The organism is Marasmitruncus massiliensis (assembly GCF_900186535.1).
GTDB lineage: Bacteria > Bacillota > Clostridia > Oscillospirales > Ruminococcaceae > Anaerotruncus > Anaerotruncus massiliensis_A.
Genome location: NZ_FYDE01000005.1, coordinates 1,802,515 through 1,828,236, shown reverse-complemented (window position 1 = coordinate 1,828,236; position 25,722 = coordinate 1,802,515). Strand labels below are relative to the sequence as shown.

At 46.4% G+C, this 25,722-nt stretch carries 24 protein-coding genes, 2 tRNA genes and 1 other annotated feature; of the genes, 15 read left to right on the top strand and 11 right to left on the bottom strand.

Annotated elements, in window-relative coordinates; translation table 11 throughout:
- Window positions 1-35 precede the first annotated feature (35 nt).
- Complete coding sequence (locus tag C1A10_RS16890) at window positions 36-419, bottom strand: putative ABC transporter permease (RefSeq protein ID WP_101911363.1); 384 nt, start codon at window positions 417-419, stop codon at window positions 36-38.
- A 147-nt stretch (window positions 420-566) separates the two neighbouring features.
- Here C1A10_RS16890 and C1A10_RS16885 point away from each other — a divergent pair.
- From C1A10_RS16885 to C1A10_RS16875, 3 genes are all read left to right on the top strand, one after another.
- A tRNA-Ser gene (locus tag C1A10_RS16885) sits at window positions 567-658 on the top strand.
- A gap of 288 nt (window positions 659-946) precedes the next feature.
- A complete protein-coding gene (locus tag C1A10_RS16880) occupies window positions 947-1,939 on the top strand; it encodes a hypothetical protein (RefSeq protein WP_101911362.1) in 993 nt (330 codons plus the stop codon).
- Window positions 1,940-1,951: 12 nt separating this feature from the next.
- The gene (locus C1A10_RS16875) at window positions 1,952-2,215 is read left to right on the top strand and encodes a helix-turn-helix domain-containing protein (RefSeq protein WP_101911361.1); all 264 of its coding nucleotides are present in this window, start codon (window positions 1,952-1,954) and stop codon (window positions 2,213-2,215) included.
- 339 nt (window positions 2,216-2,554) lie between these two features.
- Here the strand turns inward: C1A10_RS16875 and C1A10_RS16870 are convergent, their stop codons facing one another.
- The 5 genes from C1A10_RS16870 to C1A10_RS16850 form a co-directional block, all read right to left on the bottom strand.
- Window positions 2,555-3,742, bottom strand: coding sequence for an anaerobic nitric oxide reductase flavorubredoxin (locus C1A10_RS16870; RefSeq protein ID WP_101911360.1), 1,188 nt, complete (start codon window positions 3,740-3,742; stop codon window positions 2,555-2,557).
- A 316-nt stretch (window positions 3,743-4,058) separates the two neighbouring features.
- Window positions 4,059-5,714 carry an AMP-binding protein gene (locus C1A10_RS16865; RefSeq protein WP_101911359.1) on the bottom strand — a complete coding sequence of 552 codons (1,656 nt, stop codon included), beginning with the start codon at window positions 5,712-5,714 and terminating at the stop codon, window positions 4,059-4,061.
- Window positions 5,711-6,319, bottom strand: coding sequence for a helix-turn-helix domain-containing protein (locus C1A10_RS16860; protein WP_101911358.1), 609 nt, complete (start codon window positions 6,317-6,319; stop codon window positions 5,711-5,713). The genes C1A10_RS16865 and C1A10_RS16860 overlap by 4 nt, the downstream gene beginning before the upstream one ends.
- A 49-nt stretch (window positions 6,320-6,368) precedes the next feature.
- Window positions 6,369-6,614: a binding site (T-box leader), on the bottom strand.
- A 38-nt stretch (window positions 6,615-6,652) separates the two neighbouring features.
- Window positions 6,653-7,312, bottom strand: coding sequence for an HAD family hydrolase (locus tag C1A10_RS16855; protein WP_101911357.1), 660 nt, complete (start codon window positions 7,310-7,312; stop codon window positions 6,653-6,655).
- A 24-nt stretch (window positions 7,313-7,336) separates the two neighbouring features.
- On the bottom strand, window positions 7,337-9,832 hold the full coding sequence (locus C1A10_RS16850; RefSeq protein ID WP_101911356.1) for an ATP-dependent Clp protease ATP-binding subunit: 2,496 nt from the start codon (window positions 9,830-9,832) through the stop codon (window positions 7,337-7,339).
- Between the two features lie 158 nt (window positions 9,833-9,990).
- Between C1A10_RS16850 and C1A10_RS18605 the strand changes: the two genes are divergently transcribed.
- Window positions 9,991-10,149, top strand: a complete 159-nt coding sequence (locus C1A10_RS18605) for a hypothetical protein (RefSeq protein ID WP_180951198.1) — start codon at window positions 9,991-9,993, stop codon at window positions 10,147-10,149.
- A gap of 62 nt (window positions 10,150-10,211) precedes the next feature.
- On the opposite strand, the gene C1A10_RS16845 is transcribed toward C1A10_RS18605, so the two are convergent.
- From C1A10_RS16845 to C1A10_RS16830, 4 genes are read right to left on the bottom strand one after another with little or no spacing between them, the layout of a single operon-like run.
- Entirely contained in the window at window positions 10,212-11,456 is a 1,245-nt protein-coding gene (locus tag C1A10_RS16845; RefSeq protein ID WP_101911355.1) for an ABC transporter substrate-binding protein, read from the bottom strand.
- The gene (locus tag C1A10_RS16840) at window positions 11,453-12,265 is read right to left on the bottom strand and encodes an ABC transporter permease (RefSeq protein WP_101911354.1); all 813 of its coding nucleotides are present in this window, start codon (window positions 12,263-12,265) and stop codon (window positions 11,453-11,455) included. The genes C1A10_RS16845 and C1A10_RS16840 overlap by 4 nt, the downstream gene beginning before the upstream one ends.
- Window positions 12,265-13,074, bottom strand: a complete 810-nt coding sequence (locus tag C1A10_RS16835) for an ABC transporter permease (RefSeq protein ID WP_101911353.1) — start codon at window positions 13,072-13,074, stop codon at window positions 12,265-12,267. Before C1A10_RS16835 ends, C1A10_RS16840 begins: the two co-directional genes overlap by 1 nt.
- Window positions 13,071-14,123: an ABC transporter ATP-binding protein gene (locus C1A10_RS16830; protein WP_101911352.1), complete on the bottom strand. Its 1,053-nt coding sequence runs from the start codon at window positions 14,121-14,123 to the stop codon at window positions 13,071-13,073. The genes C1A10_RS16835 and C1A10_RS16830 overlap by 4 nt, the downstream gene beginning before the upstream one ends.
- Window positions 14,124-14,591: 468 nt before the next feature.
- Between C1A10_RS16830 and C1A10_RS16825 the strand changes: the two genes are divergently transcribed.
- From C1A10_RS16825 to C1A10_RS16775, 11 genes are all read left to right on the top strand, one after another.
- Entirely contained in the window at window positions 14,592-15,152 is a 561-nt protein-coding gene (locus tag C1A10_RS16825; protein ID WP_101911725.1) for a thymidine kinase, read from the top strand.
- Between the two features lie 64 nt (window positions 15,153-15,216).
- Window positions 15,217-15,293, top strand: a tRNA-Pro gene (locus C1A10_RS16820).
- 311 nt (window positions 15,294-15,604) lie between these two features.
- Complete coding sequence (locus C1A10_RS16815) at window positions 15,605-15,946, top strand: hypothetical protein (protein ID WP_101911351.1); 342 nt, start codon at window positions 15,605-15,607, stop codon at window positions 15,944-15,946.
- Between the two features lie 157 nt (window positions 15,947-16,103).
- The gene (locus C1A10_RS16810; protein WP_101911350.1) at window positions 16,104-16,712 is read left to right on the top strand and encodes a TetR/AcrR family transcriptional regulator; all 609 of its coding nucleotides are present in this window, start codon (window positions 16,104-16,106) and stop codon (window positions 16,710-16,712) included.
- Window positions 16,713-16,914: 202 nt separating this feature from the next.
- Window positions 16,915-19,128, top strand: coding sequence for an efflux RND transporter permease subunit (locus C1A10_RS16805; RefSeq protein ID WP_101911349.1), 2,214 nt, complete (start codon window positions 16,915-16,917; stop codon window positions 19,126-19,128).
- Window positions 19,125-21,035, top strand: coding sequence for a hypothetical protein (locus C1A10_RS16800; protein WP_101911348.1), 1,911 nt, complete (start codon window positions 19,125-19,127; stop codon window positions 21,033-21,035). The genes C1A10_RS16805 and C1A10_RS16800 overlap by 4 nt, the downstream gene beginning before the upstream one ends.
- Before the next feature lie 104 nt (window positions 21,036-21,139).
- Window positions 21,140-21,811, top strand: coding sequence for a response regulator transcription factor (locus C1A10_RS16795; protein WP_101911347.1), 672 nt, complete (start codon window positions 21,140-21,142; stop codon window positions 21,809-21,811).
- A gap of 381 nt (window positions 21,812-22,192) precedes the next feature.
- The gene (locus C1A10_RS16790; protein ID WP_101911346.1) at window positions 22,193-22,888 is read left to right on the top strand and encodes an alpha/beta hydrolase; all 696 of its coding nucleotides are present in this window, start codon (window positions 22,193-22,195) and stop codon (window positions 22,886-22,888) included.
- The gene (locus C1A10_RS16785) at window positions 22,885-23,241 is read left to right on the top strand and encodes a hypothetical protein (RefSeq protein WP_101911345.1); all 357 of its coding nucleotides are present in this window, start codon (window positions 22,885-22,887) and stop codon (window positions 23,239-23,241) included. Before C1A10_RS16790 ends, C1A10_RS16785 begins: the two co-directional genes overlap by 4 nt.
- Complete coding sequence (locus C1A10_RS16780; protein ID WP_101911344.1) at window positions 23,238-23,648, top strand: peptide deformylase; 411 nt, start codon at window positions 23,238-23,240, stop codon at window positions 23,646-23,648. Before C1A10_RS16785 ends, C1A10_RS16780 begins: the two co-directional genes overlap by 4 nt.
- A gap of 146 nt (window positions 23,649-23,794) precedes the next feature.
- A complete protein-coding gene (locus tag C1A10_RS16775; protein ID WP_101911343.1) occupies window positions 23,795-24,544 on the top strand; it encodes a GNAT family N-acetyltransferase in 750 nt (249 codons plus the stop codon).
- Window positions 24,545-25,403: 859 nt separating this feature from the next.
- Here C1A10_RS16775 and C1A10_RS16765 read toward each other — a convergent pair.
- The gene (locus C1A10_RS16765) at window positions 25,404-25,700 is read right to left on the bottom strand and encodes a type II toxin-antitoxin system RelB/DinJ family antitoxin (RefSeq protein WP_180951197.1); all 297 of its coding nucleotides are present in this window, start codon (window positions 25,698-25,700) and stop codon (window positions 25,404-25,406) included.
- Window positions 25,701-25,722: the final 22 nt, after the last annotated feature.

Sequence of the window (25,722 nt, the reverse complement as noted above, 5' to 3'; positions counted from 1 at the left end):
CATTTTTGCGGACAGTTTTTCTTTTATATAAGGTTTTAATTCATGTAATAATGAATCAGGCGGCCCAGCGGCATTACTGATATGCACAGTAAAAACCAGAGCATACAATAAAGAGGGCATATTTGTCCCAGCAAATTTCCGATATGACTTGAATAATCCCAGACACCCATACGGAAAATCAAGTTGACTATACATCCGGCCACTAGTTCTACAAATGTCAAAACCGCTGTTCCTGCCAATGCCCGGAAAAACAGATTTTGACCTTGCATATGAAGATCTGTTAAATAAAGAAGTAGAAATCCAATTCCGCCTGTGATACTCATTGTCCAATGTGTGTAACCCCGCCAAAGGATTTCAATCATACTATAACCAATTGCTCCCACAAGGCAAATGATCAGATATTCCTTGGTTTTAATCATCTGTATCACCCTGCGTTAGCGTTTGCCAAGCAGTATAAATTATTCAATATTCGCATTTCCAATTTTTTATAGCAAAATTTTAAAATAAGTATTGCATTTTCTTCTTAAATATTATATAATAATCAAGTCGCCGATTAAAGGTAGCTTGGAGAAGTCGCCTAGTTGGTCGAGGGCGCACGACTGGAAATCGTGTAGGCGTCAAAAGCGCCTCGAGGGTTCGAATCCCTCCTTCTCCGCCAAAAACCCGCTTAAACACTACGTTTAAGCGGGTTTTTTATGTTGTTCCTTTTTAGCTCTGATCGCTCAGCAAAATAGCAATAAACCAGGAAAGACGACGGCATGACGTCCAAACGCCGACAACTCGTCATAGTTTGAATTGCTGAATTGCACCGTTATGAAATTATAAATAATAAAATCAGCATATCAATCACTTGACAAAGTAATTTGAATATGATATATAAGTAGTAAGTAATAAGTAATAAGGTGACGCAAACAATATCAACAAAATAATTAATAGGGGAATTGTTATGACAGAGCTAAAGTTAGCGCAAAACTTTTCGATGATTGCGTTAAATGCACAGAATAGTCTTCACATGACTACTGTAAAGAAAGTGGCCCTTCGTTGCATGGCAGCCGCGGTTATTTTAGAGGCCTACTTGGACAGCATTTTTACACAAACTGAGGATAAATTAATTTTGCATAATGATATACTTGATCAAACGAATATAATGCCTTACCGGAAGATTATTTTAAAACCTCTACTTCACAAAAATGATGAAGCAGGGGGCAAATTAGAATGGTGGTTGAAGAAGGCTTCTATGCTTTCCAATAGTCATCTCATAAAATTTGAGCACACAATCGCAAATTCTTTAAAGCAAACCGATTTACTTCAAGAAATCCCCAATCTCTTAGGGTGCGACCTGTATTATAATAGCTCTGGCGTTACGATCAGAGAATATCGCAGCAATGTTCAGGAATACACAAGAATCGCAGAGAATCTTCGAGCAGAACTTCTGGAAGATGGTGCGGTAACAGATGAGACAATTTGTATGATTTGGCTTCTTCGTGAAAGCGGATGCATGCATGACTTATTTTCACAGAACGAGCTGGAAAAAGTGGCTGCCAGAATGGATCAATTATATCAACGTGATTCACTGGCAAAAGCAGTGTTCCCAATCCGTATCCATCGAGGGATCGAAATAGCCATCAAAGGATTCCTTCATATGAAAAAAAAGATTATGAAGATTCCTTTTGCAAGCGGTGTAAATTTTGCGTTCCCGGTGCTTGAACGTTCACAATCTGTTTTTATTGATACAGAAGCATGGTTCTCCAATGCAGATAAAAGGTTAGACGATGTGCGAGCTCGGTTAGAGTCAAATGGTCATGCATTTACAGTATTGCAAGAGGGGCAGATTCCGCTTATCAAAATTGATAATATTGTCTACATGGCGATTCCGCAGGCCATCTACAGCAGAGTACCAATCCATGGTGTGCGTCTTCTCCCGAAACGGCCAATATGAAGGAGTTGAATCATGTCTAGGCAACGCTCTATGGAAACCATATTAACATCGGATTTCATATCCATAGGTGAATTGGTACGGCTTACAAATTGTCGCTATAGTACACTGAAATTTTATACAGAGGAAAACATGCTGCCCTTTGAACAGGCAGAAGAGAAATTGACACGCCGATATAAAAGGGAGGAAACCGTTGCACGCATTCTTTTGATTAAGAAGTTGAAAATAGACGGATTATCTATCCCGCAAATTAAAGAAATCCTCAACAAAGATAAATGAGCATCATAAAGAGAATAGTGGCATCTATATTCACCTAACTTTCCAAAAAGCCCTCTTAAACTCACCGTTTAAGAGGGCTTTTTTATGTTGTTCCTTTTTAGCTCTGATCGCTCAGTAAAATAGCAATAAACCATAAAAGACGACAGTACGTTGCCCAACTGCTGAAAAGCCGTAAGTTCCAAAAATGAACCAGCCCAGTCTTAACACATAAGACAAATCTTTTTACCTGACCTGACCAGACCTCTTGCTATAGGTATCCTATAACAAAAGGTTTTTTATTTTAACATCCAATTTTCAAGGTTCAATTCAAGCCGCCTACTATTCCAAAATTTTTAAGGATTAAAGCGCCTTTGCAAACTGTTTTCCATATTCCACACAGGCAGCAAGTTCTGTTTCATCTGGAACCCATAGAGCCCTATGGCCATCGTTTACAACCCGGAAACCACTGTTTTCGAGTTCTCCGGTCAGCTGCTTAATCACTTCGCCGCTCCAGCCGTAGCTTCCAAACGCAGCTGCGCTCTTATTTTTAAATTTAAGTCCTTTCATCATCTCCATCAGCCCTCCTATCGAGAAAAGATAGCCATTGTTAATGGTTGGCGAACCGACCAGAATAGCTTTGGAGCGGAACACTTCGGAAATGATGTCGTTTTTGTCCTCTTTGGCTGAATTCATCAGCTTTACCGTAACCGAAGAATCAATCTCACGGATGCCTGCGGCGATCGCCTCCGCCATCTTGCGCGTAGAGTTCCACATGGTGTCGTAAACCAACGTAATCCGGTTTTCTTGATAGTTGTCGGCCCATTTCAGATATTGCTCTATAATTCGTGCAGGGTTATCCTTCCAAATCACGCCGTGACTCGGGCAGATCATGTTCAACGGCAGATTCAGGTTCAGGACTTCGTAAATCTTTTTTGTTACGAAGGTGCTGAAAGGCGTTAGGATATTGGCATAATATTTCAGCGCTTCTGTAAAGAGCTCTGCCTGATCCACCGTGTCATTATACAGGGATTCTGTTGCATAGTGCTGTCCAAAAGCATCATTGCTGAACAGAATATTTTCTTCCGTCATGTAGGTGATCATGGTATCCGGCCAATGGAGCATCGGGGCCTCCACAAAAATCAGCTTGCTGCCGCCGAGTTCAAGTGTATCCCCGGTTTTGACGGTCACGAAATTCCAGTCCTGATGATAATGCCCTCTGATCACTTTTATGCCATTAGCTGTACAATAAATGGGAGTGCCAGAAATTTCCCGCATCAGCTCGGGCAATGCGCCGCTGTGGTCAATCTCGCTATGGTTGGCGATTATATAGTCAATTTTTTTTAAATCAATTTCCTGTTTTAGCCGCTTAACAAATTCTTTATCAAATGGCTGCCATACCGTGTCAATCAGGGCCGTTTTCTGATCCCGTACCAGATAAGAGTTATAGGACGAACCCTTGCGTGTCGAATACTCGTCGCCATGAAATTTTTTAAGCTCCCAGTCGACCTTGCCGACCCAACTGACTTTATCCGTTAATTGCTTTCCCAACTTACTAACCTCCAATTATTCGTTCCATGTTAAGTTTTATCACATCCTTTATTGTGTGATTTGAATCAAAAAATAATTATAAATAGTGAGATATGATATAAATAATCATTTTTATGAAGGATTTTCCTATTATTCGCATTATCAGCATTGGATTTTATGGCTGTCAATCTCCATTTGTATATAGATACTCATCCGGTCCGGCGGCCCTGATATTTCGAACCCCTTAAATTTTTGACAGAACGAGAAGATGATAAGCGGGTCGGCTTTTAAAAAAGCCGGCCCGCTTATCATCTAAATTAAAAAGCAGTTAAAAATATCAGTGACTCTGTCCGTCTTTCTGGCGGATTTCCGTACGCCTGATTTTACCCGAGATGGTTTTCGGCAATTCGCTTACAAACTCCACGATGCGAGGGTATTTATAGGGGGCGGTCTGTTTTTTTACATAAGCCTGAAGTTCTTTCTTCAGTTCCTCGGAGGGCTGATAATTCCTGGTTAGGACAATCGTCGCCTTCACAACAGTTCCGCGGATCGGGTCGGGTGCGCCGGTGACCGCGCATTCCAGCACGGCGGGGTGCTCCATCAGCACACTTTCTATTTCAAACGGTCCAATGCGATATCCGGACGCCTTAATCACATCATCCGTGCGCCCTACATACCAAAGGTATCCGTCCTCATCCATCCACGCGGTGTCGCCGGTATGATAAAGGCCGTCATGCCAGGATTTACGGGTTGTTTCCTCGTCGCGGTAATACCCCTTAAACAGTGCATAGTGGGGTTTTGTTGTATCAATTACGATCTCACCAACCGCACCGGACGGCACCTCGTTTCCGTCCTCGTCAACCAGCTTGATATGATAGAGCGGAGAGGGTTTGCCCATGGAACCCGGTTTAGGCGTCGTTCCAACGAAGTTCGCGGTCTGCATAACCGTTTCAGTCTGTCCATAGGATTCCATCAATTTGAGCCCGGTAAATTCCAGCCAGCGGTGATAAACTTCCGGATTCAGTGCCTCACCCGCCGTGGTGGAATAACGCAGGGAGGACAAATCATAATCCCCCAGCCCCTCCTTAATAAAGAACCGATAGATGGTGGGCGGCGCACAGAAAGTCGTAACCCGGTACTTTTCCATCATATGAAGTAAATCCGAGGGCACAAACTTATCGAAATCATAGGCAAAGATTGATGCGCCGGCAAGCCACTGCCCATACAGTTTCCCCCATACGCATTTCATCCAGCCGCTCTCGGATACGGTCAGATGCAGGTCATCCGAATGGACATTGTGCCAATAGCGTGCGGTAACAATATGCCCAAGCGGGTAGTCGTGCGTATGAACCACCATCTTGGGGAACCCGGTCGTACCGGAAGTGAAATAGAGCAGAAGCGGGTCATTTTTCGATGTTTCCCGGCGTTCCCAATTTCCATCATAGGTTTCCAGCTCCTGATTGTAGTTGATCCAGCCTTCCCGTTCGCCGCGTACAATCAATTTTGTGTGAATGTCTTTGTACTTTTCGCACGCTTCATCCACATGCTCGGTGATCGCGCATTCACCTGAGCATACGCAGGCTGTAATGCTTGCCGCCTCAAAGCGGTAGAGGATGTCTTTCGTTGTCAGCAAATTGGTTGCGGGAACCCCTACCGCCCCGATCTTGTGAAGCGCCAGCACTGTAAACCAGAATTCATAATGCCTTTTCAGCACCAGCATCACCATGTCGCCTTTTTTGACGCCATGCGCGGTGAGCATCTGGGCGCACTGGTCGGAATATTTTTTCATTTCGCCAAACGTAAAGATGCGTTCCTCCCCCGCAACATTGCACCAGACCATAGCCCGGCGGTCCGGCTCCATACAGGCAATTTCATCTACCACATCATAGGCAAAGTTAAAATTATCTGCGGGAAGCGGCTCAAAGCAGTTGAGCACCCCTTTTTCGTCAAAACCCTCCCTGCAGAACCGCTGATAAAAGTTTTCCATACTCATGCCTGCCGTTCCCCTTTCTCATGCTCATCCTTCATTACAACCGCAAGAAATACACATTCCTCGCCGCCGGTTGCAATCATCCCATGGCCGTGGCCGGAATCATAATAGATCGCGTCGCCAGCTTCCAGATATTCCTCGTGGTCTTCCATGCGTACTTTGAGCTGGCCCTTCAATACAAAGTCAAATTCCTGCCCTTCATGAGAAGAGAGGTGGATCGGCTGATTCTGCTCCTCCTCAAAGAATGGGGCTGTAACCAGAAATGGCTCCGCAGTTTTCCCCGAAAACCGATAAGCAAGGTGGTGATAGGTAAAGCCTTTTCTACGGTTGATTTTCAGTCCGGTGCCCTTGCGGACGATCGAGTAAAACGACAGGTGAGGGCGCTCCCCTGTCAGCAGTTCAATCATATCCACGCTAAACAGCTGTGCGCAATTATAAAGGAAGGTAAAGCTGAAATCGCTTTTGCCTTCTTCGCATTCCATATATTCTTCCGCAGTCATTCCTGTTTCACGAGCCATTTCCGCAACCGGGATTTCCATAATCTCCCGCAGGGTCCGAATTCGCTGTGCAATTTCTTTCAGCTGGTTATCCTTCTGCTGGTCCTGCATAACATTACCTCCAAAATTTATTTTTGAATAACAAAAAAACCCGCCCCTCGCAAGGGACGAGTTTATGAATACAACCCGTGGTACCACCCAAATGACATATCAATATGCCGCTCTGCCAGACTCAAACAAGCCTGCGATCTATAACGCGATCCCGCGGGGAAACTTACTGGGCCCAGGCCGTTTAGTCCCCAACTCAGGGGTGATAAGCAAAAGAACCACCTGCCACCGGTTTTCACCAAACACCGGCTCTCTGTGGGCAGACTGTTGTTCCCGCCGTCCCCGTCATCGTCTTTGTGATATTGGATTTATCTTATCACGATCAGAAACCGTTTGTCAAGTCCTTGCATCAATTATTTTTAACAGTTCCCCGGGAACCGAAATCAGGATATCCGCACCGTTTTCCTCCAGTTCTTCCCTGCCCCGGAAACCCCAGAGAACCCCTACCGCAAAAAGCCCGGCATTTTTTGCAGTCTGCATATCCACTCCGGAATCCCCTACATAAACACTGTTCTGTCCCTGAAATCCGGCCAGTTTCAGCATTTCTTCCACCAGTGCTTTATCAGGTTTGTGTGGATATCCCTGCCGGTGTCCGACCGTAACACGAATCAGACTGCCAAAATACCGTTCACAAAGCGATTTGGTAAACTCATCCGGCTTGTTGGATAAAACCACACATGTGATGCCGCGCCCGTTCAGCGAATGGAGCAATTCTGTTACGCCTTCATAAGGGCAGGTACGGTCGAGACTGTGTTCTGCATAATATGCATCAAAGTCTTTTTTCAGTGAATCCAGAAGCGCCGTGTCGCCGCGCCGTTCCTTTGGAGTCATCCGCTCCACGAGCTTCACAATGCCGTTGCCCACAAACTGCTTATAGGCTTCTACCGGATGTTCGGGAAGTCCGTGGCGCTTGAGCGCAAAGTTTGCGGCATGCGCCAAGTCATCCAGCGTATTCAGCAGGGTTCCGTCCAAATCGAAGAGAACTAGTTTCGTCAATATACTGCACCGTCCTGTATTTTGTCATGATTCCGCTGATATGATTATAGCACAGCCTCCCGCATTTGCAACGTCTTCCAGTGTAAAGCTGAATCCGTTTTTTCCGTAAGAGCAAAGAACCTTGTCGCCTGCTTTTATTTTCCCCCGCAGCAGTTCATCCGCAAGTTCGTCTTCAATCTGGTTCTGGATGGCTCTTCTAAGCGGGCGGGCACCATAAACAGGGTCAAATCCTTCCTGCGCAATATGTGCCGCCGCCGATTCATCAAACCGGATTTCCACATGCAGCCCGTTCACGCGTTTTTTCAGCGACATGAGCATATTTCCGGCAATCTGCAGAGTTTCTTCCTTTGTAAGCTTATGAAACACAATGACCTCATCCACACGGTTGAGAAACTCCGGACGGAAGGATTTCTTCAGTTCCCCCATCATCACCCGCCGGATTTCATCCTGTTTCATTCCGGTTTCGCCATCCTCGGAAAATCCCAGCCGCCCCTGCTCGGTAATCAGACGCGCACCGATGTTGGACGTCATGATAATCACCGTATTTTTAAAGTTGACCTGCCTGCCCTGGGAGTCTGTCAGAACCCCGTCCTCCAAAACCTGAAGCAGCATATTGAAAAAATCGGGATGCGCTTTTTCAATCTCATCCAGCAACAAAACGGCGTATGGCCTGCGCCGGATTTTTTCGGTGAGCTGGCCTCCTTCATCATAGCCAATATAACCGGGAGGAGGCCCTACCAGCCTGGAAACAGCATGCCGCTCCATATATTCCGACATATCCAGCCGCACCATTGCCTTTTCGTCTCCAAACAGGCATGCCGCCAGTGCCTTACAAAGCTCGGTTTTCCCTACGCCTGTCGGCCCCAGAAAGATAAAGGAACCCAATGGACGGTTGGGATCATGCAGCCCGACACGGGAGCGCCGGATTGCCCCTGCCACGGCTCGGACAGCCTCCGTTTGCCCCACAATCCGCCGGTGCAGATCGTCCTCCAGATGCAGCAGGCGTTCGCTTTGCACTTCTGTAATATGCGTGACATCGATTCCGGTAATATCGGCAATCAATCTCGCAATATCCTGTGCGGTCAGCTTGCGGCTGCTTCCGTCTCCGGCTTCCTCCCACTCGGACTGCGCCTGATCCAGCCGCAGCTTCAGTTCATTCTCCCGGTCACGGATACGCGCGGCGCATTCATAGTCCTGCGAAGCAATCGCATGTTCTTTCTCCTCCTTGAGTCCTTCCAGACGCGTTTCCAGTTCCCTCAGACTGTTCGGAACCGCCAACGTGTTCATCCTGACGCGTGAACAGGCTTCATCTACCAGGTCAATTGCCTTATCAGGGAGCCTGCGTTCCGGCAGATAGCGCGCGGAAAGGGTAACGGCAGCTTCTATTGCCTCATCTGAAATATGCATCTTATGATGTGCCTCATATTTTTCACGAAGGCCCTGCAAGATTTCAACCGTATCCCCCTCGGATGGCTCCCCAACCGTCACACTCTGGAATCGGCGTTCCAGCGCACTGTCTTTTTCAATAAATTTTCGGTATTCGTCAGTCGTAGTTGCGCCTACAAGCTGAAACTCGCCTCTTGCAAGCTGTGGCTTGAGAATATTGGCCGCGTCTACCGCGCCTTCCGCTGCGCCCGTTCCAATAATCGTATGAAGTTCATCAATGAACAGAATTACATTTCCGGCATTGATCACCTCTTCTATCGTGTTTTTAATGCGTTCTTCAAAATCACCGCGGTATTTTGTACCCGCCACCATGCTGGTCAAATCAAGCGCGATAAACCGTTTGTCTTTGATCTGCTGGGGCACATCGGAATCCGCAATGCGCTGGGCAATTCCTTCGGCAATCGCAGTTTTCCCCACTCCGGCCTCGCCGATCAGACATGGATTATTTTTTGTTCTTCTGGTCAGAATCTGGAGCACACGCTCCACTTCCTTATTTCTTCCGATTACAGGGTCCAATTTCCCCTGACGGGCAAGTTCGGTCAGGTCACGCCCGTATTTATCCAGCAGCGGAGTCTTAACACCGGCTCTGGAGCGCGTCGGCGCAGGCTTTCTTAGTCCCAGCAGATCTGCGGCGCAGCTCTGCGAAAAGTCCCCGAGCTGCCTGCTGATCGAGTCCGGTTCTGTTCCAAGCTGTTTTAAAAAGCGTACTCCATAACTTTCGGTTTCTTTTAAAAGATTCAGTAAAATATGCTCCGTGCCCGCAAGCGGAATACCGTTCATCCTTACCTGCATCAGCGACAGTTCTAAGATTCTTTTGCATCTTGGCGTAATATCCGCAGGTGTCAGGCTGGATTTAATTCCCCTGCCTACTGTCTTTACAAGCAGATCCTTAATCTGCTGAGCGTTGATGCCGCTCTTCTGCAGAACTGTATATGCAACCCCGCTGCCCTCTTCCAGAAGTCCAAGCAGCAGGTGTTCGCTGCCCATATAGGTGTGGCCAAGCGCGCAGGCTTCGTCCAGTGCGCAATTAATTGCCACATTTGCTTTGGGGGTAAAGCCGTTGAATTTGAACATGATAGACCACCTCACAAGTCAGAGCATTATTTGCCCTGTTTCATACCTATGTCATTCCCTTCCTAATATTGTCACATCAAAAGCTGATTATGCGCAGTCACCGAACTGCCGCTGTTTACATAGTATAAGTTGAAATCACTTATAGGAGGTCATTTCTCATGGGATGCAACAATAATAACTTTGGTGGCAACTTCCTCTGGATTATCATCCTTATCATCATCCTCTTTGGATGGGGTGGCTTTGGCGTCGGCGGCGGCTGCAATAACGGTTGCGGTTGCGTTGGCGGTACCAATGACAATGGCTGCGGATGCTGCTAATCTGCAAGTAGTACAAAAAAGCAGAACGGGATGCAAAATGCATCCCGTTCTGCTTTTCAGTTCTACAGACGTCTTGCTGGGTAATTTGTGCCGAACATGCCGCGTTCCCTGCGTTTGCGCCGGGCCCGTACAACGTTAATCGTAATTGAAGCGCCCAAAGCAACGATCAGGAAAACCGGAACCAGCCATCGGCTGTACTGGTCATCAGAAGAAAGCAGTTCAGTCCACGCATCGTCGACGGCCAGATTGAGTTCAGGTGACAGGTCTTTCCAGAATTCCGTTTTTGCAATGACATCCTCAGGCGGATAAGCCACCGGATTTTCGGTAATCTCCGGCGGCAGAATAGCCAGCGCCGCATCATTCGGTGAGCTGTAACCAATATACTCAATGTTTGAGGCGCCAACTTCAGCTTCCAGCAAAAAATTAATAAACATTTCCGCGCATTCTTTATTTTTTGCACCTTTGGGGATTACCATAGCATCAACAAAACGATTGGTTCCCTCATTCGGGACAAAAAAGTCCAGATTCGGGTTATCCACCATCATCGTAATTGCATCTCCCGCGTAATAAGGCGCAATGGCGGCCTCGCCGCCGATCATTTTATCAAACACCTCATCCATGACATACGCCTGAACCAGCAGCTTTTGCTTTTTCAATTCATCGGTAGCCTGCGCAAGCTGTTCGGTGTTTTCAGGGTTCATCGGGTAACCAAGACGTTTGAGCGCAATGCCGAAATCGTCCCTTGGGTTGGCGAACATTAAAATCTGACCCATATATTTCTCGTTCCAAAGCAGATCCCAGCTTCCGAGATCCTCTTCATCCACCATCTCTTTGTTATAAATAACGCCCACCGTGCCCCACGTATAAGGGACGGAGTATTCGCCAGTAGGGTCAAAAACAGGATTTAAAAAACTCTGGTTGATATTTCTGAAGTTCGGAATGTTGCTGAAATCCAGCTTTTCCAGCATATTTTCCCGGATCATGCGCGCAATCATATAATCGCTGGGAATTAGGAGGTCATAGTTCGCGCCGCCGTTTCGAAGGCGCGCGTAAACCTCCTCATTTGTGGAAAACGTGGTATAATTCACCTGAATACCGGTCAGCTCCTCAAACTCCTTTACCACATCCAGGCTGTCGTCGGAACCGTCAGCGATGTATTCACCCCAGTTATGCACATTCAGCGTTTTCCCCTGCCCCTGAAAGCGAGTATAGTAGGACTCATCAGCAACTTCCACTTCCGCATAGGCAGGAACAGAAAGAGAAAGCACCGCAACAGCGGCAATCACGAGAGCAGCAAACTTTTTCATACACGCGCCCTCACTTTCGCCTGATTTTCCCGTTCCATCCGGGCGTCATTCAGATTCACAATCAGCAACACTGTCAGAACCACCAGGAAAATGATGGCGGAAAGTGCATTGATCTCCGGGCTTACCTTCCGCCTGGTCATCGAGAAGATCACAATCGGCAGTGTCTGGGAAGTTGCGCCGGAAACAAAGTAGCTGATGATGAAATCGTCGAGTGAATAGGTAAACGCCATTAAAAAGCCCGAAACGATGCCCGGCATGATTTCCGGTATCACCACTTTCAGAAATGCCTGAAGCGGGCTGCAGCCCAAATCCTGCGCGGCCTCATAGAGCGAACTGTCCATCTGCCGCAGCTTTGGCAGTACATTTAAAATGACATATGGAACATTAAAAGTAATGTGTGCCAATATCAGCGTCAGGAATCCGAAATCGAACTTCATCCCAAAATTCTTGATGAAAACAAACAGGAGCATCAGCGAGACGCCGGTAACGATCTCCGGATTGATCACTGGCATATACGTGATATTCATCACCACGCCGCGCATCCAGCGCTTCATATTGGAAATCCCGATAGCCGCCATTGTTCCCAGTATCGTGGCAACAATGGATGATACGACCGCAATAATCAGCGTGTTAATTAATGCGCTGATGATCAGCTGGTTGGTAAACAGCTTTTGATACCACCCAAAGGTAAAACCGGTCCATGCGCCGCGGGATTTGGATTGATTGAACGAAAATACGATCAGCACCAGAATCGGTGCATACAGGAACGCCAAAACTGCGCCCACATAAGATTTGGAAAGCCATTTCATCAGAGAATGCCGCCCTTCTCTTCATCACCAAATTGATTGGTGACACTCATACACAGCAGAATCAGTACCATCAGCACCAATGCAATGGCAGAACCCAGGTGAGGGTTGTATGCATTTCCAAGGAACTGCAGGTCAATCAGGTCTCCTATCAGCAGGTTTCCGCCGCCGCCCAGCATACGGGATATAATAAAGGTAGAGACTGACGGCACAAAAACCATAATCACACCCGAAGAGATGCCCGGTACAGACAATGGGAACAATACGCGCGTTACCACCTGCCTGGTATTGCAGCCTAAGTCCTGCGCCGCCTCAATCAGGCTGTCAGGAATCTTCACCATAATGGAATAGAGCGGCAGAATCATAAACGGCAGATAGTTATAAACCATTCCCAATACAACCGCGCCGGACGTATTGATCATATTCAGCGGCCCGATGCCAAAATGGGCAAGAAAGCGGTTAATCAACCCGTTTTTTTCCAGAATAGTCATCCACGCATAGGTTCTGAGCAGAAAATTCATCCACATCGGCAGCATAATCAGCATGATCATGCTGCGCTGTCCCGCTCCGCTTTTGCGGGAAATAATGAATGCCAGCGGGTATGCGATCAGAAAACAGATGACAGTCGAAACAAACGCCAGCCATACCGAACGGGTCAGCACCGGCGTATATTCCCCCACTTGGGAGACGTATTCCATCGTGAGGGTCCCCTCCGGAGTCGTAACGGCAAAGTATGCCACCAGAAGTAGCGGGGCAAGGATAAACACGATCATCCACAGCAGATAAGGAGCGGAAATGGATTTCGAATTCATGACTCCGCCTCCATCTTATGCATAATGTGAATATCGAAAGGGTCTACCTCCATTCCGATAAAGGACCCTGGCTGTTCGCATCGGGTGGAATGGATCATCCATCGGCGTCCGTGCGCCTCCACAAGCATTTCGAAATGCACCCCCTTGAAAATGACCGACTCCACCACACCGGTAATCGGGGCATTCTCAGGATCCACAATGCGGATATCCTCCGGACGGATCACCACATCTACACGCTCCAGTATACCGAAGCCCTTGTCAACGCATTTAAACTTTTTCCCTGCAAATTCTACAAGGCAATCTTCATACATTACGCCGTCCAGAATGTTGCTTTCGCCGATAAAATCGGCGACAAAAGCGTTTTTCGGTTCATTATAGATATCCTGCGGGGTTCCCACCTGCAAAATATCTCCGTCATTCATGACCACAACCGTATCGGACATCGTAAGCGCTTCCTCCTGATCATGGGTCACATAGACAAATGTAATCTCCAGCGCCTGCTGGATTTTTTTGAGTTCAATCTGCATTTCTTTTCGAAGCTTTAAATCCAGCGCGCCGAGCGGCTCGTCCAAAAGAAGCATGCGCGGATGGTTCACCAAAGCGCGTGCAATTGCCACACGCTGCTGCTGGCCACCAGACAACTGGTTGATATTTCGATGATCGTAACCGGTCAGATTTACCAAATCCAGAATCTCATGCACGCGATTTCTGCGCTCATTTTCCGGTAACTTTTTGAGCTTCAGGCCGAATTCCACATTCTCGAATACGTTGAGATGCGGAAACAGCGCATACCTCTGGAACACGGTGTTTACCTGGCGCTTATAAGGCGGCAGGTCGTTGATTCGCAAGCCATCAAAAAAAACGTCACCGGCCTTGGGATTGACAAAACCGCCAATTGTCCGGAGTGTTGTGGTTTTCCCACATCCGGATGGCCCAAGGAGGGTAACGAATTCTTTGTCGCGGATATCCAGGTTCAATCCAATGAGGATTGGGTCCCCGTCGAAATCCACTGAAATGTTTCTGAGACTGACAATGTTGTTATTTTTCATTTATGCATCCCCCTTTGCGGAATTTAGGACGTCTTTACGTCCCCCGGTGACTTCTTATCGCTTACCCGCAAAAGGAATTAGACCGAAGTCCTAATCGCTGTGCACCTGATGACGCACCCGTTATTAGGCGATAAATTGTCGCCGATTTTGCAGATGCAAAAACTGCAATAATCAATATAGCATAAGAATTGCAAAAGTCAAGGGATTTTTTCCAATTTTCCCGATAAATTCTTTCGTTTCTACTTATTTTTTTGCAACAATTTTGATTTATCTCTCTGTTTCTCCCGATTCCTTTCTTATTATCTTAGATTCTTCCAGTTTTATAAAAATATGAGATGACAATTTTCATGCTTTTAGCGGCACAATTTATACATAATGCCAATACTTCTTCAAAACCAGGATTGTTTCCATCTATAAAAAAGTTTATAATAAAAATGAAAGACGTTTAAGGAGACATGGCAAGTGAAAATGTATTTTTACTATGGTGTAATGGGATCCAGTAAGACTGCGAATGCACTGATGACAAAGTTCAATTTCGAAGAACAGGGTAAAAAAGTAATCCTTTTGAAGCCAAGCATTGACAATCGGGACGGATCGACAGTAGTACGGTCCCGGATCGGCATCAGTTCTAATGCCTTACTGATTGAGCGGAACTGGAAAATTACAGATACACTTGCGTGCGAAAAAGAGTATGATATGATCATTGTAGACGAGGCTCAGTTTTTAACGGAATTACAAGTTAACGAGCTTCGGGAAATTGTAGACCAAGGTATTATCGTTCGCTGTTATGGTCTGAAAACCGATTATATGGGGAAGCTGTTTGAAGGCAGTAAACGTCTTCTGGAAGTTTCCGACAGTATTCGTGAAATAAAATCCATGTGTATTTGCGGCCGCAAAGCAATTATGAATGCGCGTGTACAGGATGGAAAAATATTATACAGCGGTGATCAGATCGATATTGGCGGCAATGAAAAATATAGAGCACTTTGTTACCAATGCTGGAAAAGCGGATATATAAAAAATTTATAACATCCTCTTGCATTTCAAGAGAAGTTATGGTAATATAATATAGCTGTCCGAGAGATGGTGTTGTCCGGATATGGCGCAGTTTGGTAGCGCGCTACCTTGGGGTGGTAGAGGCCGTGGGTTCAAGTCCCGCTATTCGGACCAAAAGTAAAACCCGTAGATTGGCTTGATAAGCTAGTCTGCGGGTTTTTATTTGTCATCCATGGCATACCCGTTTAGCGGCAAAGCACTGCATTTCTACCCATTTTCTACCCGTTATGCAGTCGCCTCATTGAAAGCTCCCTACAAGGAAAAAGTGTTTCCCATATTTTTGCCATCGAATGACGTCGCATCTGCGAGATATGCGTGTAGATATCTCCTGTCGTTTCTATGTTCGCATGGGGTGGCTATCAAAATGTACGACTGATAGCCACCCCTCAAACTCATCCTGAAACTTAAAGTGAACGGCACGTTATTTGCGCGATATCAATCTTATTGCACGCGAACAGGACGGGGCTAACCAGTATTACCCGTTCAACGCCCACGGGGACGTTATCCAGCGTACGGACGCTTGGGGCAATGTGCTGAAAGATTACCGCTACGATGCGTTCGGCAACGAGCGGAAGCAATTAAAGAATCTGTCCTTGAGAAATTTGAAGAAAGCGAATTTTACAGTGATCGCATTGCTGCATTTGAGCAGCATTCAGCATATGAGAATTCTAAAAGCATTCCCCATGCTCAAACCCACTAGATATAGCAATGCCTGGCAAAAGTTCAAGCAAGCTTTACAAACTACAGATAACAGAGGAACCCGGTAATGCCTATAAAGACTGGCGAGCAATCTTTCTTCACTGTGCAAGGAAGATTGCTTTTTTACTTCTAACATACTTTGTTGAATTTTACCCACGTGTGTATTATAATATGGATTAGTAAAATTTAATAACAACGAATGCTTCTGGCTTTGGGGGTAAGCGAATGAGTATCGAAAAGGAACGGTCGACAGAAAAGGGCAGACACCCTGACCGGCGTCCCATTAAAACCAAAAAGGCCATTAAAACCGCGCTGATTAAATTAATGGGCGAAAAGGATGTTTCGCAAATTACGATTAAGGAACTTGCGGAAGAAGCAGACATTAATCGAAAAACCTTTTATATCCATTATAACGGAATCCATGACATTCTCGATGAGATTGAAAACGGGCTGATCAGTGGCCTTTTGGCGATTTTAGGGCAAAAAGATATTTTAGAGATTTGCCAGGACCCATATCCTTTATTTAAAAACCTGACCGATCTTATCTATGATGATTTTGATTTTTATCAAAGACTTGTAAACTCAAACGCTTATCATTCCTTGCTTGAAAAAGTGAAAAGTGTCATTATAATTCAAATTTTGAAAAATGCACAAACGAAGCCAGGCCTTAATAATGAAATTTTACCCTATTGCTTTGAGTTTATTGCCTCAGGCATTATCTCGGCTTATCTTTCGTGGTTTAACTCTAATAAAACGGTATCCCTGGAGGAGTTGGCAAAGACAGCAAGTATCCTTGCGTTTCATGGGGTTGACGCGATCTTGTTACAAAAATGAATTGTTCCTGTTTCATATAAAAGGAGGAGTATCTCAGACAGATACTCCTCCTTTTATTTTCCACATCTTTCCTAGTCAGTGTGGATTTATCCACATAATGAAAGCGGATTGCCGTTGTAATTTCTATCCAATCGCAATATGATTCATTTGTGTAAAAAATCACAAGTGTGTAAAATTTCGAAATAAATTTGGAGGCAACTACATGGTAAAAGCGCACGCATTATTTACGGAAAAGCTGATAGATGTTGTTGTCAATCAGCGTAAAAAGATCGAAATTATTTTTGCGGTAATGGTTGTGCTGTCTATTCTCAGTATTCCTCTGGTACATATCAACTACGACTTGACGGAATACCTTCCCCCGGAGGCACCTTCTACGCAGGGAATTGATCTTATGGAACAGGAATTCAGCTACCCCGGCAGCGCCCGTGTAATGATTGGGAATGTATCGATTTACGAAGCCATGGCCTACAAAGAAAAAATCGCACAGATTGACGGTGTCGATCAGGTATCCTGGGCAGATACGATGGGACAGATCTATGTATCGGAAGAATATCTGGCCACACAGGATCTGGAGGATTATTATCGGGACGGATACGCGGTTATGGACATCCAATTTGTAAACGGGGATGCCGACAAACGTACCTATGCGGCACTGGACGAAATCCGGGGACTGTTGGGAGATAAAGGTTATTTCTCTGGTCCGGCAATCGACAACAAGACAGTGGGCGAAACGCTGGCAGAAGAAGTTGTACGCGCAATGTTCTTTGTAGTAGTTATTATACTGGGAATTCTCACGCTGACCACCAATTCATGGTTCGAACCATTTTTATTTATGCTCACTATGGGCATTGCTATCATCATCAACATGGGGAGCAACCTTATATTCGGAACAATCTCCTTTTTGTCATTCAGTGTATCTGCCATTTTGCAATTAGCGGTAGCGATGGATTACTCGATTTTCCTGCTGCATACTTTTACGGCAGAAAAAGCCAAAGGGCTTTCAGTAGAACAGGCCATGATGAATGCCGTAAGGATTTCTATTTCCTCCATTGTTTCCAGCGGGGCCACCACTATTATTGGATTTATCGTGCTGGCTCTCATGCAGTTTTCCATCGGGCGGGATATGGGGTTTGTCATGGCAAAGGGTATCGTCTTCAGTATGCTCACGGTGCTCTTTCTCATGCCGGCTCTGATTATCCGCTGGCATAAATGGATCGATAAAACGCAGCACCGTCCATTCGTTCCTCCATTTGACAAATTTGCTCGTGGCCTTTTCAAAATCCGCTACTTGGTAGGTCTTTTTGTTTTACTGACGGTTGTTCCCTGTTATGTAGCCCAGGGAATGAACGACTTTATGTATGGCGTGTCTGTGATCAGTTCTGGCGAGGGTACAAGAGCCTATGAAGAAAAAAAGAAAATTGATGAGGTATTTGGACAAAACAATCCGCTGATTATCCTCGTGCCCAACGAGAGCCCCGTGCTGGAAAAACGATTAACAGATGATTTGGACGGCCTGCCTTTTATACGTTCCGCAACGTCAATGGCGGGCACCATGCCGGAAGGAATTCCGGAAGATTTTTTGCCCAAAAGTATAACGGAGCAGCTTCATACCGAACGGTACGCACGTATCTTGGTAAATGTAATCAGCGATGTGGAAAGCCCCTATTCTTTTTCCTGTGCGGACAAGATCAGGGAAATTGTTAATCAATATTATCCCCAAGACACTCATTTTCTGGGCATGACTTCGGCCACGCAGGACATGAAAAATACCATAACAGCCGATTACGGCATCGTAAACTGGCTGTCTATTTTGGGAGTGGCTTTGGTCATTATGATTACCTTCCGTTCAGTCACGATGCCGCTGGCAGTAATTATTCCAATTGAGGTTGCAATCTTTATCAATATGGCATTACCCTACCTCGTGGGAGAAAAAATGGTGTTTTTAGGCTACCTGATGGTGAGTAGTATGCAGTTGGGCGCCACAGTCGATTATTCTATTCTCCTTACCAACAACTACCTCGGGATCCGGGCAGCCGAACCAGATAAAAAGAAAGCCGCGGTACAGGCCATCACCAAAAGCGCGCTGTCTATCCTGACTTCCGGCACTGTACTGACTGTAGTTGGCTACGGGTTGTATTTTATCTCCTCTGTCGGGGCAATCAGCAATCTCGGGAGACTTCTCGGTCGCGGAGCACTGCTGAGTACCTTCTTTGTACTTAGCTTTCTTCCAACGCTGCTGACCCTCCTGGACAACATCATTTTTAAAGACCGGGAAATCATGACAAAAATTATCAAGCTCAAAGAAAAGGGTTTGCTCAGGAAGCTACGGCGTCAGAGTCCAATCGTTCGGTTCACCGGGCTTGCCGCTGCATTGCACAGAAGGTTTATCAGAAACAAAGGAGAAAATGCCAAATGAAAAAATTTTGGAAAAAGAGCATGTCCCTGTGTTTAGCATCAGGTATACTGCTCGGAACCTTAAATCTGCCCGCCATCGCGAAAACGCCGGCTGTTACAGTCGATGAAACTGCTTATGTTACGATGGACTATTACGGAAACGTCAGCGAATCAAGCATCGTCAAGGGCTGTGACTTAAATGGAAACACAGAACTTATAGACTACGGGGATTATGCGTCGGTGATTAATATGACCAGCCTTGACAAACCTCAAACCGACGGGAATAAAACCGTATTTAATTTAACCGAGACGGTACCTTACAATCGGTTCTACTATCAGGTAAAGCCCCGGGAAGAAGCCATGCGTTTTCCGTGGACTTTCGACGTAAATTACAAACTCAACGGAGTCCCTGCGAAAGCGGAAGATCTGCCCGGTGCATCTGGGGTCGTATCGGTTGATGTGGACGCCATTCCAAACGAATCCGCCAACAGCTACTTTAAGGAGAATTTTATTTTAGTGGTCGCCATGCTTTCCAACCGGGAGGATAATTATAGTTTCACCGCTCCGGGGGCACAGTTCCAATCGCTTGCTTCCTACCAGATTGCAGCATATGCCGTTCTGCCGAAAGACGAAGATTCGCTGCATTTTGAAATTGGAAGCGATTCTTTTGAGAGTATAGGGGTTCTCATGGCCATGGTACCGGCCACTGTTTCCAAGCTCGATTTTCTGGCCGATCTTAAAGAGGATAAACAGGAAATAGAAGATGCCAGTCAGGCTATAAGCACTGGTATTGATATTCTGCTGCGCTCAGTCAATGGAATGTCGGGAGGTTTCAGGGAAACACAATCCGGCCTTGCAAAGCTGGACAATGCGCGGCAGACTCTTTACGACTCCGAGGATGCAATAAACATCCGCTACGGCCAGCTGATAAAATCCATGCAGGCACTTACCAACCAGCTCCGCCGGCTGGGCGAACATGCGTCTGATAATGCGGATTATCTGGAGAATATCGGTGACGAATTTGACGATGTGGTAGATGCACTTGATCAGGCACAGGGCAGCAGTATTCAGGTACAAAAGCTGCTCAAACGGGTTCAGGACATGCTGGAAAAGCTGCAGACGGCCGACCCTGAGCAGGTACAGGGGATACAGGCAAAATTAATGGAGTTGTTGATTACGCTGAATGGCGGTTCGGATGAAGTTGACGTTGAGGCACTTCAGAAACAGATGGCGGAGCTAATGGACGCAATCAATTCGCTTCTCGGCCAAATACAAGATTCCGGAGCGGCAGGCCAAGAGACAGTAGAATTAATGCAGCTGCTTTCAGAAATGCTGAAGTTACTCTCCTCAGCCAGCAACATGATTTCCGATACTGCTGGTGGGAGCAGTAGAATCATAAATGAGATTTCTAATATGAGCGACGATTTGCTGGATGATGGAACAATGAGCACACTTTCTAGAACCATGTATGGCACAAGCGGTCTGCTTTCAAGCCTTCAGGCATTTTCAGATACAGCCAAAGAGGTATTAGATGGCTGCAAGGAACAGCTCAACGAGGGTGCAGTGCAAGTTCTGAACGGGACGCAAAACATTTTAGCAAACGCCGCCAACAGTACTGACCAGATGGAAAATCTGCAAAAGCAAAAAGAGAGTTTGGCCAATATTATTGAAAGCAAGTGGACTCAACTGGATGAAGATTACGGTATTCTCGATATCGATGTCGAAGCGGAGAAAGTATCGTTTACCTCCCCTGAAAATACCGAGCCTCGCAGTTTACAAGTCATTTTGCGGACACAGGAAATAGCGCTTGATGATGACGAGGAAAAAGTTGTACCGACGGTAAATGGAACGGACAGTACCAATGTCACAGGGCGAATAAAAGCAGTTTTTGAAAAAATCGGCAAAGCGGTGTCCGGATTTTTTTCGTAAAAGGAGCATTGGCAACAGGCCGTTGAAAGCAATAGGATGATGTAAAAATCATGGTGACAATTTTCTAGAGACTCTCCACTGATTTTTCCGGAGGTGAAAAACGCATGCTCGTTATCCTGATTGTAGATGGAGAATATAAAGTACGCAAGGCAGAAGAATTATATCTGCGCAAACAAGGATTTAAAATTTTAACAGCATCGGGTTGCGAGGAAGCGCTCTCCGCTCTTAGAAGCAGAAATGCCGATTTAATTGTCCTGAATATTGTGTACCAAACGGTCGGTATAACATTACTTTGTTCTATACGGGAATATAGTAAAACTGTTCCGGTCATTGTGGTTGCAGACGAGGCGTCCTTCGCATATAAAAAGAAAATGTTCCAATTAGACGTTGACGACTATATTACAAACCCAGTAGATTTAGAAGAATTGGTCTTACGAATTCACGCGCTTTTAAGGCGGCGTTACGTGTATCCCCCAAAACAGCTTTCTATCGGGCGCACAATACTGGATTTCAGCAAATTGGAAATCCAATCGCCTGAACTTATAACTACGCTTCCTCCGAAAGAATTCCGCCTTTTATTTATGCTATTGTCCTATCCAGGTCGTATTTTTACAAGACAGGAAATTCTGGAGTTTATTTGGGGACAGGATGATGTCCTCAATTTGCACACGGTTGACGTGTATATCAATCGGCTTCGTAAGCGATTGAAAAGATTACAGGAATTTGAAATTATTACTGTGCGCTATATAGGATATAAAGTACATACAAAATTGTAATATCTATAGGAAAGATGACCGGTACCAAATAATGGAGCTATTCCAATCCAGGGATGTCCATCTAGTGAGTCACAAGGAATCATCCATTGATACATCTAGCATCGGCAAGCTGCTGTTTACACTTATGGTAATAGAATTCCTCCAGCATCCTGCGCATGGTTATCACCTCCCCTCATTAGTGACGCACAATACCATAAGATTGAGAGAATAGCTACATATTTTTTATGCCCTCAAAAAGAGCGTCAATTAGAGGATTACTTGCCAACGCCGGCGTCTTGAGGTAAACTGGAAACAGCAAGAAATCACACTATTAACAATTGTTTTGCTGATATATCTCCTCACACATCTTTGAGGATTGCAAATAAAAAAGGACATTTACAGATGAGAGAAGAAAGATTTAAAATTGATAACATCCCGGCTGTGCTGTATGGAGAGCCGAGCGACAGGCTGTATCTTTTTGTCCACGGAAAATGCGGCTGCAAGGAAGAGGGAGAAGCCTTTGCGGAAATCGTGTGCCCCAAGGGCTGGCAGGTGCTTGCCATCGACCTGCCCGAGCATGGAGAGCGCCAGGGTGGTGAACTTGGCTTTGACCCTTGGCATGCCGTGCCGGAGCTGCGTTCTGTGCTGGCGTATGCTCAGCAACGTTGGGTTCATATCGCTCTGCGGGCTACCAGCATCGGTGCGTGGTTTTCCATGCAGGCTTTCGCTGGAGAGCCGCTGGAAAAGGCTCTGTTTGTCTCCCCGGTACTGGACATGGAGAAGCTTATTCGGAATATGATGCTCTGGGCATCCATGGATGAAGTACGGCTGGAGCGGGAGGGCGAAATCTCCACTGATTTTGGCGAAACCCTGTCCTGGCGCTACCTTCAATATGCCAAAGAGCATTCCGTCACTGATTGGAGCACAGACACCGCTATTCTCTACGCGGGCACGGACAACCTGACCGACCGGACCACGGTGGAGGAATTTGTCCACCGCTTCGGCTGCGGACTGACCGTCATGGAGGACGGCGAGCATTGGTTTCATACACTGAAGCAGGTGGCGATTTTGCGAAGCTGGGAGGAGGTGCATGCATGACAGAGCAGGAACGGATAGACGCTCTAAAGGTGGTTACCTCGGTCATTGAGCGCTGTGAGCGGATACAGTCTAAATTTGCCCCTGGAACCTCGCAACACACATTGCTCAAAAACCGCATTCAGGCCCTGAAAATGGGGTCAGCTTTGCTTGGTGGTGGCGATATGGTAAAGGATTGCGACCCAACCCTCACCCCAGCATTGGAGCCTCTGGCCTCCATCATCCGCAAATGCAAAAAAGCACGGTCAAAGTACGAGCCGGGCAGCGGGCAATATAACCGCTATGGCGGCACGATTCGAGCAATAGAGCTATCACGAGAGCTTATTGAAAATGAGCTGCACAGGAGGTCCTTATGATTCGGGAAATCATGCGGGATACCGCGTTCCTTGCTCAAAAGGCGGAGCCTGCCATCCCGGCTGACCTGCCCATGGCTCAGGATTTGCTGGAAACCTTAGCCGCCCACAAGGACGGCTGCGTGGGCATGGCGGCCAACATGATTGGCGTCAACAAGCGCATTATCGCCTTTGACAATGAGGGCAGCTATATGGTCATGTTTAACCCGGAGATTGTCAAAAGGGCCGAGCCTTACGAGGCGGAGGAAGGCTGTCTTTCCCTGACCGGCACGCGAAAAACGAAACGATGGAAATCCATTAAGGTGCAGTACCAGAACGAAAGCTTTCAAACTCGTTTCAAAACCTTCACCGGTTGGACGGCCCAGATTATTCAGCATGAGATTGACCACTGCAAGGGAATTGTTATCTGAGAAGGGCGCACCATGCGGCTGATTGCACTATTCTGGGGCGTGACGCCCGGCGAAAGAATGTTAGAGCTTGCGTGAATCCTGGCGGACGCGGGATTTGCCGGCGTGCAAAAGTCGTATGAAATCTGAGCAAAATGGAGCGAGGGAGTATGGAACATCAATTTATCAACTTGACGGCGGAAAACCTTGCCGCCGAGCACCTGTGCTGCATCATCCGCAGCAAAAAGCCCCATCCGGGCGTGGAGGCCAAGCGGCAGTGGCTAACCCAGAGGCTTTCCGAAGGGCACGTTTTCCGCAAGCTTGACGCAAAGGGCTGCGTTTTCATCGAATACGCGCCGCTGGAAACGGCGTGGGTGCCCGTTATCGGCGAGAATTATCTCTACATCTACTGCCTGTGGACTAACGGCGAATACAAGGGCAAAGGATACGGAAAAATGCTGATGGAATATTGCCTTGCCGATGCCAAAGCGAAGGGCCGGTCCGGTGTGTGTATGCTGGGCGCGAAAAAGCAAAAGACCTGGCTTTCCGACCAGGCCTTTGCGAAAAAATTCGGCTTTGAAACGGTGGACGCGACGCCCGGCGGCTATGAACTGCTGGCGCTCTCCTTTGACGGGACAACGCCGAGATTTACGGAAAACGCCAAGAAAGAGCAGATCCCATCCGACGAGTTGACGATTTATTACGATCTGCAATGCCCATATATTCCACAGGTGATCGAAAAGGTCGGACAGTATTGCGAAGCCAGTGCGGTTCCCGTGTCGCTCATTCAGGTGGATACCTTGCAAAAGTCGAAAGCGCTGCCCTGCGTATTCAATAATTTTGCCGTGTTTTACAAAGGCAAATTTGAAACGGTGAACCTGCTGGACATTGCCTATCTGGTACGCATCCTTAAAAAATAAGTCCAAACCCACCGAGCCACATCTTTTAATATACAGAATCAATCCCATACAAAATCCCAAAAGGCGAAAGAAAACTATGAAACACGCAGGGCTGGAAAGTGTCCAAGAGTAAGAGCACCAGTGCCATAGAGCAACAAAGAATGCCGGACAGTGCTCGCTGAAAGCTCAGACCGACATTTGGGAAGTAGAGGCCGTGGGTTCAAGTCCCGCTATTCGGGCCAAAAGCGAAACCCGTAGATTGGCTTTATAAGCTGGTCTACGGGTTTTTATTTACCATTTAGAACCTGCCCGTTAGTGGGAAAGCATCACATTTCTACCCGTTGTGCGGTCGCTCTATGTGAACAATACGGTGTGGATATCATTTTTGTGGCTTAGTATGCCGAAAAATAAAGCGGACGTCCGTGCCACTGATGAGAATATTTGGGTTGTGTCTGGCAGCATGGGTATATCAGGTTAAAATACAAAAAACCGGAGAATACCCTCGACTTTTTGTATATGCTTTAATTATCCATTGCTCATATTTGGGTTGAAATAATGATATAACATATTGTGTCATATTTAGGAGATTAGGTTCTCTGGGTTTTGGCGGCAATCCCTTACAGCGTCAATGTACACCGTTCTTTCAATAATCAAGAATATCAATTTATATCGATTATAGAACAGATATTTTCGGTACAAGCCGGTCGGAATCCCGTCCAATACCAAGAGAGGAAACCGTTCAGGTGTTTGCTCAAGCTCGCGGAGCGAACTCCGGAAAGCAGCACTAAGCTTTTTAGCAGCGGAAATACTAACCCGCGACAGGAATGTTACATGCTGCACCAACATTGTTTCCGCTCTGCTTGAAATTACGACAGAATATTTACTGTGCGTCATTCCCCGCCTCCGCAATGAGAACGTCCAGTCTGTTTGCCATCTCGTCACCGGATAAGCCTTTATATCCAGCCATCCGCTCTAACTGTGCAAAGATGAGGTCGTCCTTTAGCTTGGCATCAGGATTTGCCGTCAACGAAAGAGGGATAGCCTGCTCCCGGACAATTTGCCGCAGCAGCATATTTACAGTCGTTGTCATATTCAATCCGAATTCCGCCATAATTTTTTCGGATTTTTCTTTCAAGTCTCCATCAACACGAATACTGATAGCTGTAGATTTTTTCATTATTATGACCATTCCTTTCCGC

Excerpts from the sequence above, each read along its gene's own strand:
- C1A10_RS16780 (WP_101911344.1), top strand. The coding sequence starts at position 23,238 with ATGATTCGGGAAATCATGCGGGATACCGCGTTCCTTGCTCAAAAGGCG.
- C1A10_RS16775 (WP_101911343.1), top strand. The coding sequence starts at position 23,795 with ATGGAACATCAATTTATCAACTTGACGGCGGAAAACCTTGCCGCCGAG.
- C1A10_RS16860 (WP_101911358.1), bottom strand. The coding sequence starts at position 6,319 with ATGCAGGACCAGCAGAAGGATAACCAGCTGAAAGAAATTGCACAGCGA.
- C1A10_RS16800 (WP_101911348.1), top strand. The coding sequence starts at position 19,125 with ATGAAAAAATTTTGGAAAAAGAGCATGTCCCTGTGTTTAGCATCAGGT.
- C1A10_RS16890 (WP_101911363.1), bottom strand. The coding sequence starts at position 419 with ATGATTAAAACCAAGGAATATCTGATCATTTGCCTTGTGGGAGCAATT.
- C1A10_RS16880 (WP_101911362.1), top strand. The coding sequence starts at position 947 with ATGACAGAGCTAAAGTTAGCGCAAAACTTTTCGATGATTGCGTTAAAT.
- C1A10_RS16805 (WP_101911349.1), top strand. The coding sequence starts at position 16,915 with ATGGTAAAAGCGCACGCATTATTTACGGAAAAGCTGATAGATGTTGTT.
- C1A10_RS16865 (WP_101911359.1), bottom strand. The coding sequence starts at position 5,714 with ATGAGTATGGAAAACTTTTATCAGCGGTTCTGCAGGGAGGGTTTTGAC.
- C1A10_RS18605 (WP_180951198.1), top strand. The coding sequence starts at position 9,991 with ATGGGATGCAACAATAATAACTTTGGTGGCAACTTCCTCTGGATTATC.
- C1A10_RS16845 (WP_101911355.1), bottom strand. The coding sequence starts at position 11,456 with ATGAAAAAGTTTGCTGCTCTCGTGATTGCCGCTGTTGCGGTGCTTTCT.
- C1A10_RS16830 (WP_101911352.1), bottom strand. The coding sequence starts at position 14,123 with ATGAAAAATAACAACATTGTCAGTCTCAGAAACATTTCAGTGGATTTC.
- C1A10_RS16875 (WP_101911361.1), top strand. The coding sequence starts at position 1,952 with ATGTCTAGGCAACGCTCTATGGAAACCATATTAACATCGGATTTCATA.
- C1A10_RS16765 (WP_180951197.1), bottom strand. The coding sequence starts at position 25,700 with ATGAAAAAATCTACAGCTATCAGTATTCGTGTTGATGGAGACTTGAAA.
- C1A10_RS16840 (WP_101911354.1), bottom strand. The coding sequence starts at position 12,265 with ATGAAATGGCTTTCCAAATCTTATGTGGGCGCAGTTTTGGCGTTCCTG.
- C1A10_RS16835 (WP_101911353.1), bottom strand. The coding sequence starts at position 13,074 with ATGAATTCGAAATCCATTTCCGCTCCTTATCTGCTGTGGATGATCGTG.
- C1A10_RS16795 (WP_101911347.1), top strand. The coding sequence starts at position 21,140 with ATGCTCGTTATCCTGATTGTAGATGGAGAATATAAAGTACGCAAGGCA.
- C1A10_RS16785 (WP_101911345.1), top strand. The coding sequence starts at position 22,885 with ATGACAGAGCAGGAACGGATAGACGCTCTAAAGGTGGTTACCTCGGTC.
- C1A10_RS16790 (WP_101911346.1), top strand. The coding sequence starts at position 22,193 with ATGAGAGAAGAAAGATTTAAAATTGATAACATCCCGGCTGTGCTGTAT.
- C1A10_RS16825 (WP_101911725.1), top strand. The coding sequence starts at position 14,592 with ATGTATTTTTACTATGGTGTAATGGGATCCAGTAAGACTGCGAATGCA.
- C1A10_RS16810 (WP_101911350.1), top strand. The coding sequence starts at position 16,104 with ATGAGTATCGAAAAGGAACGGTCGACAGAAAAGGGCAGACACCCTGAC.
- C1A10_RS16850 (WP_101911356.1), bottom strand. The coding sequence starts at position 9,832 with ATGTTCAAATTCAACGGCTTTACCCCCAAAGCAAATGTGGCAATTAAT.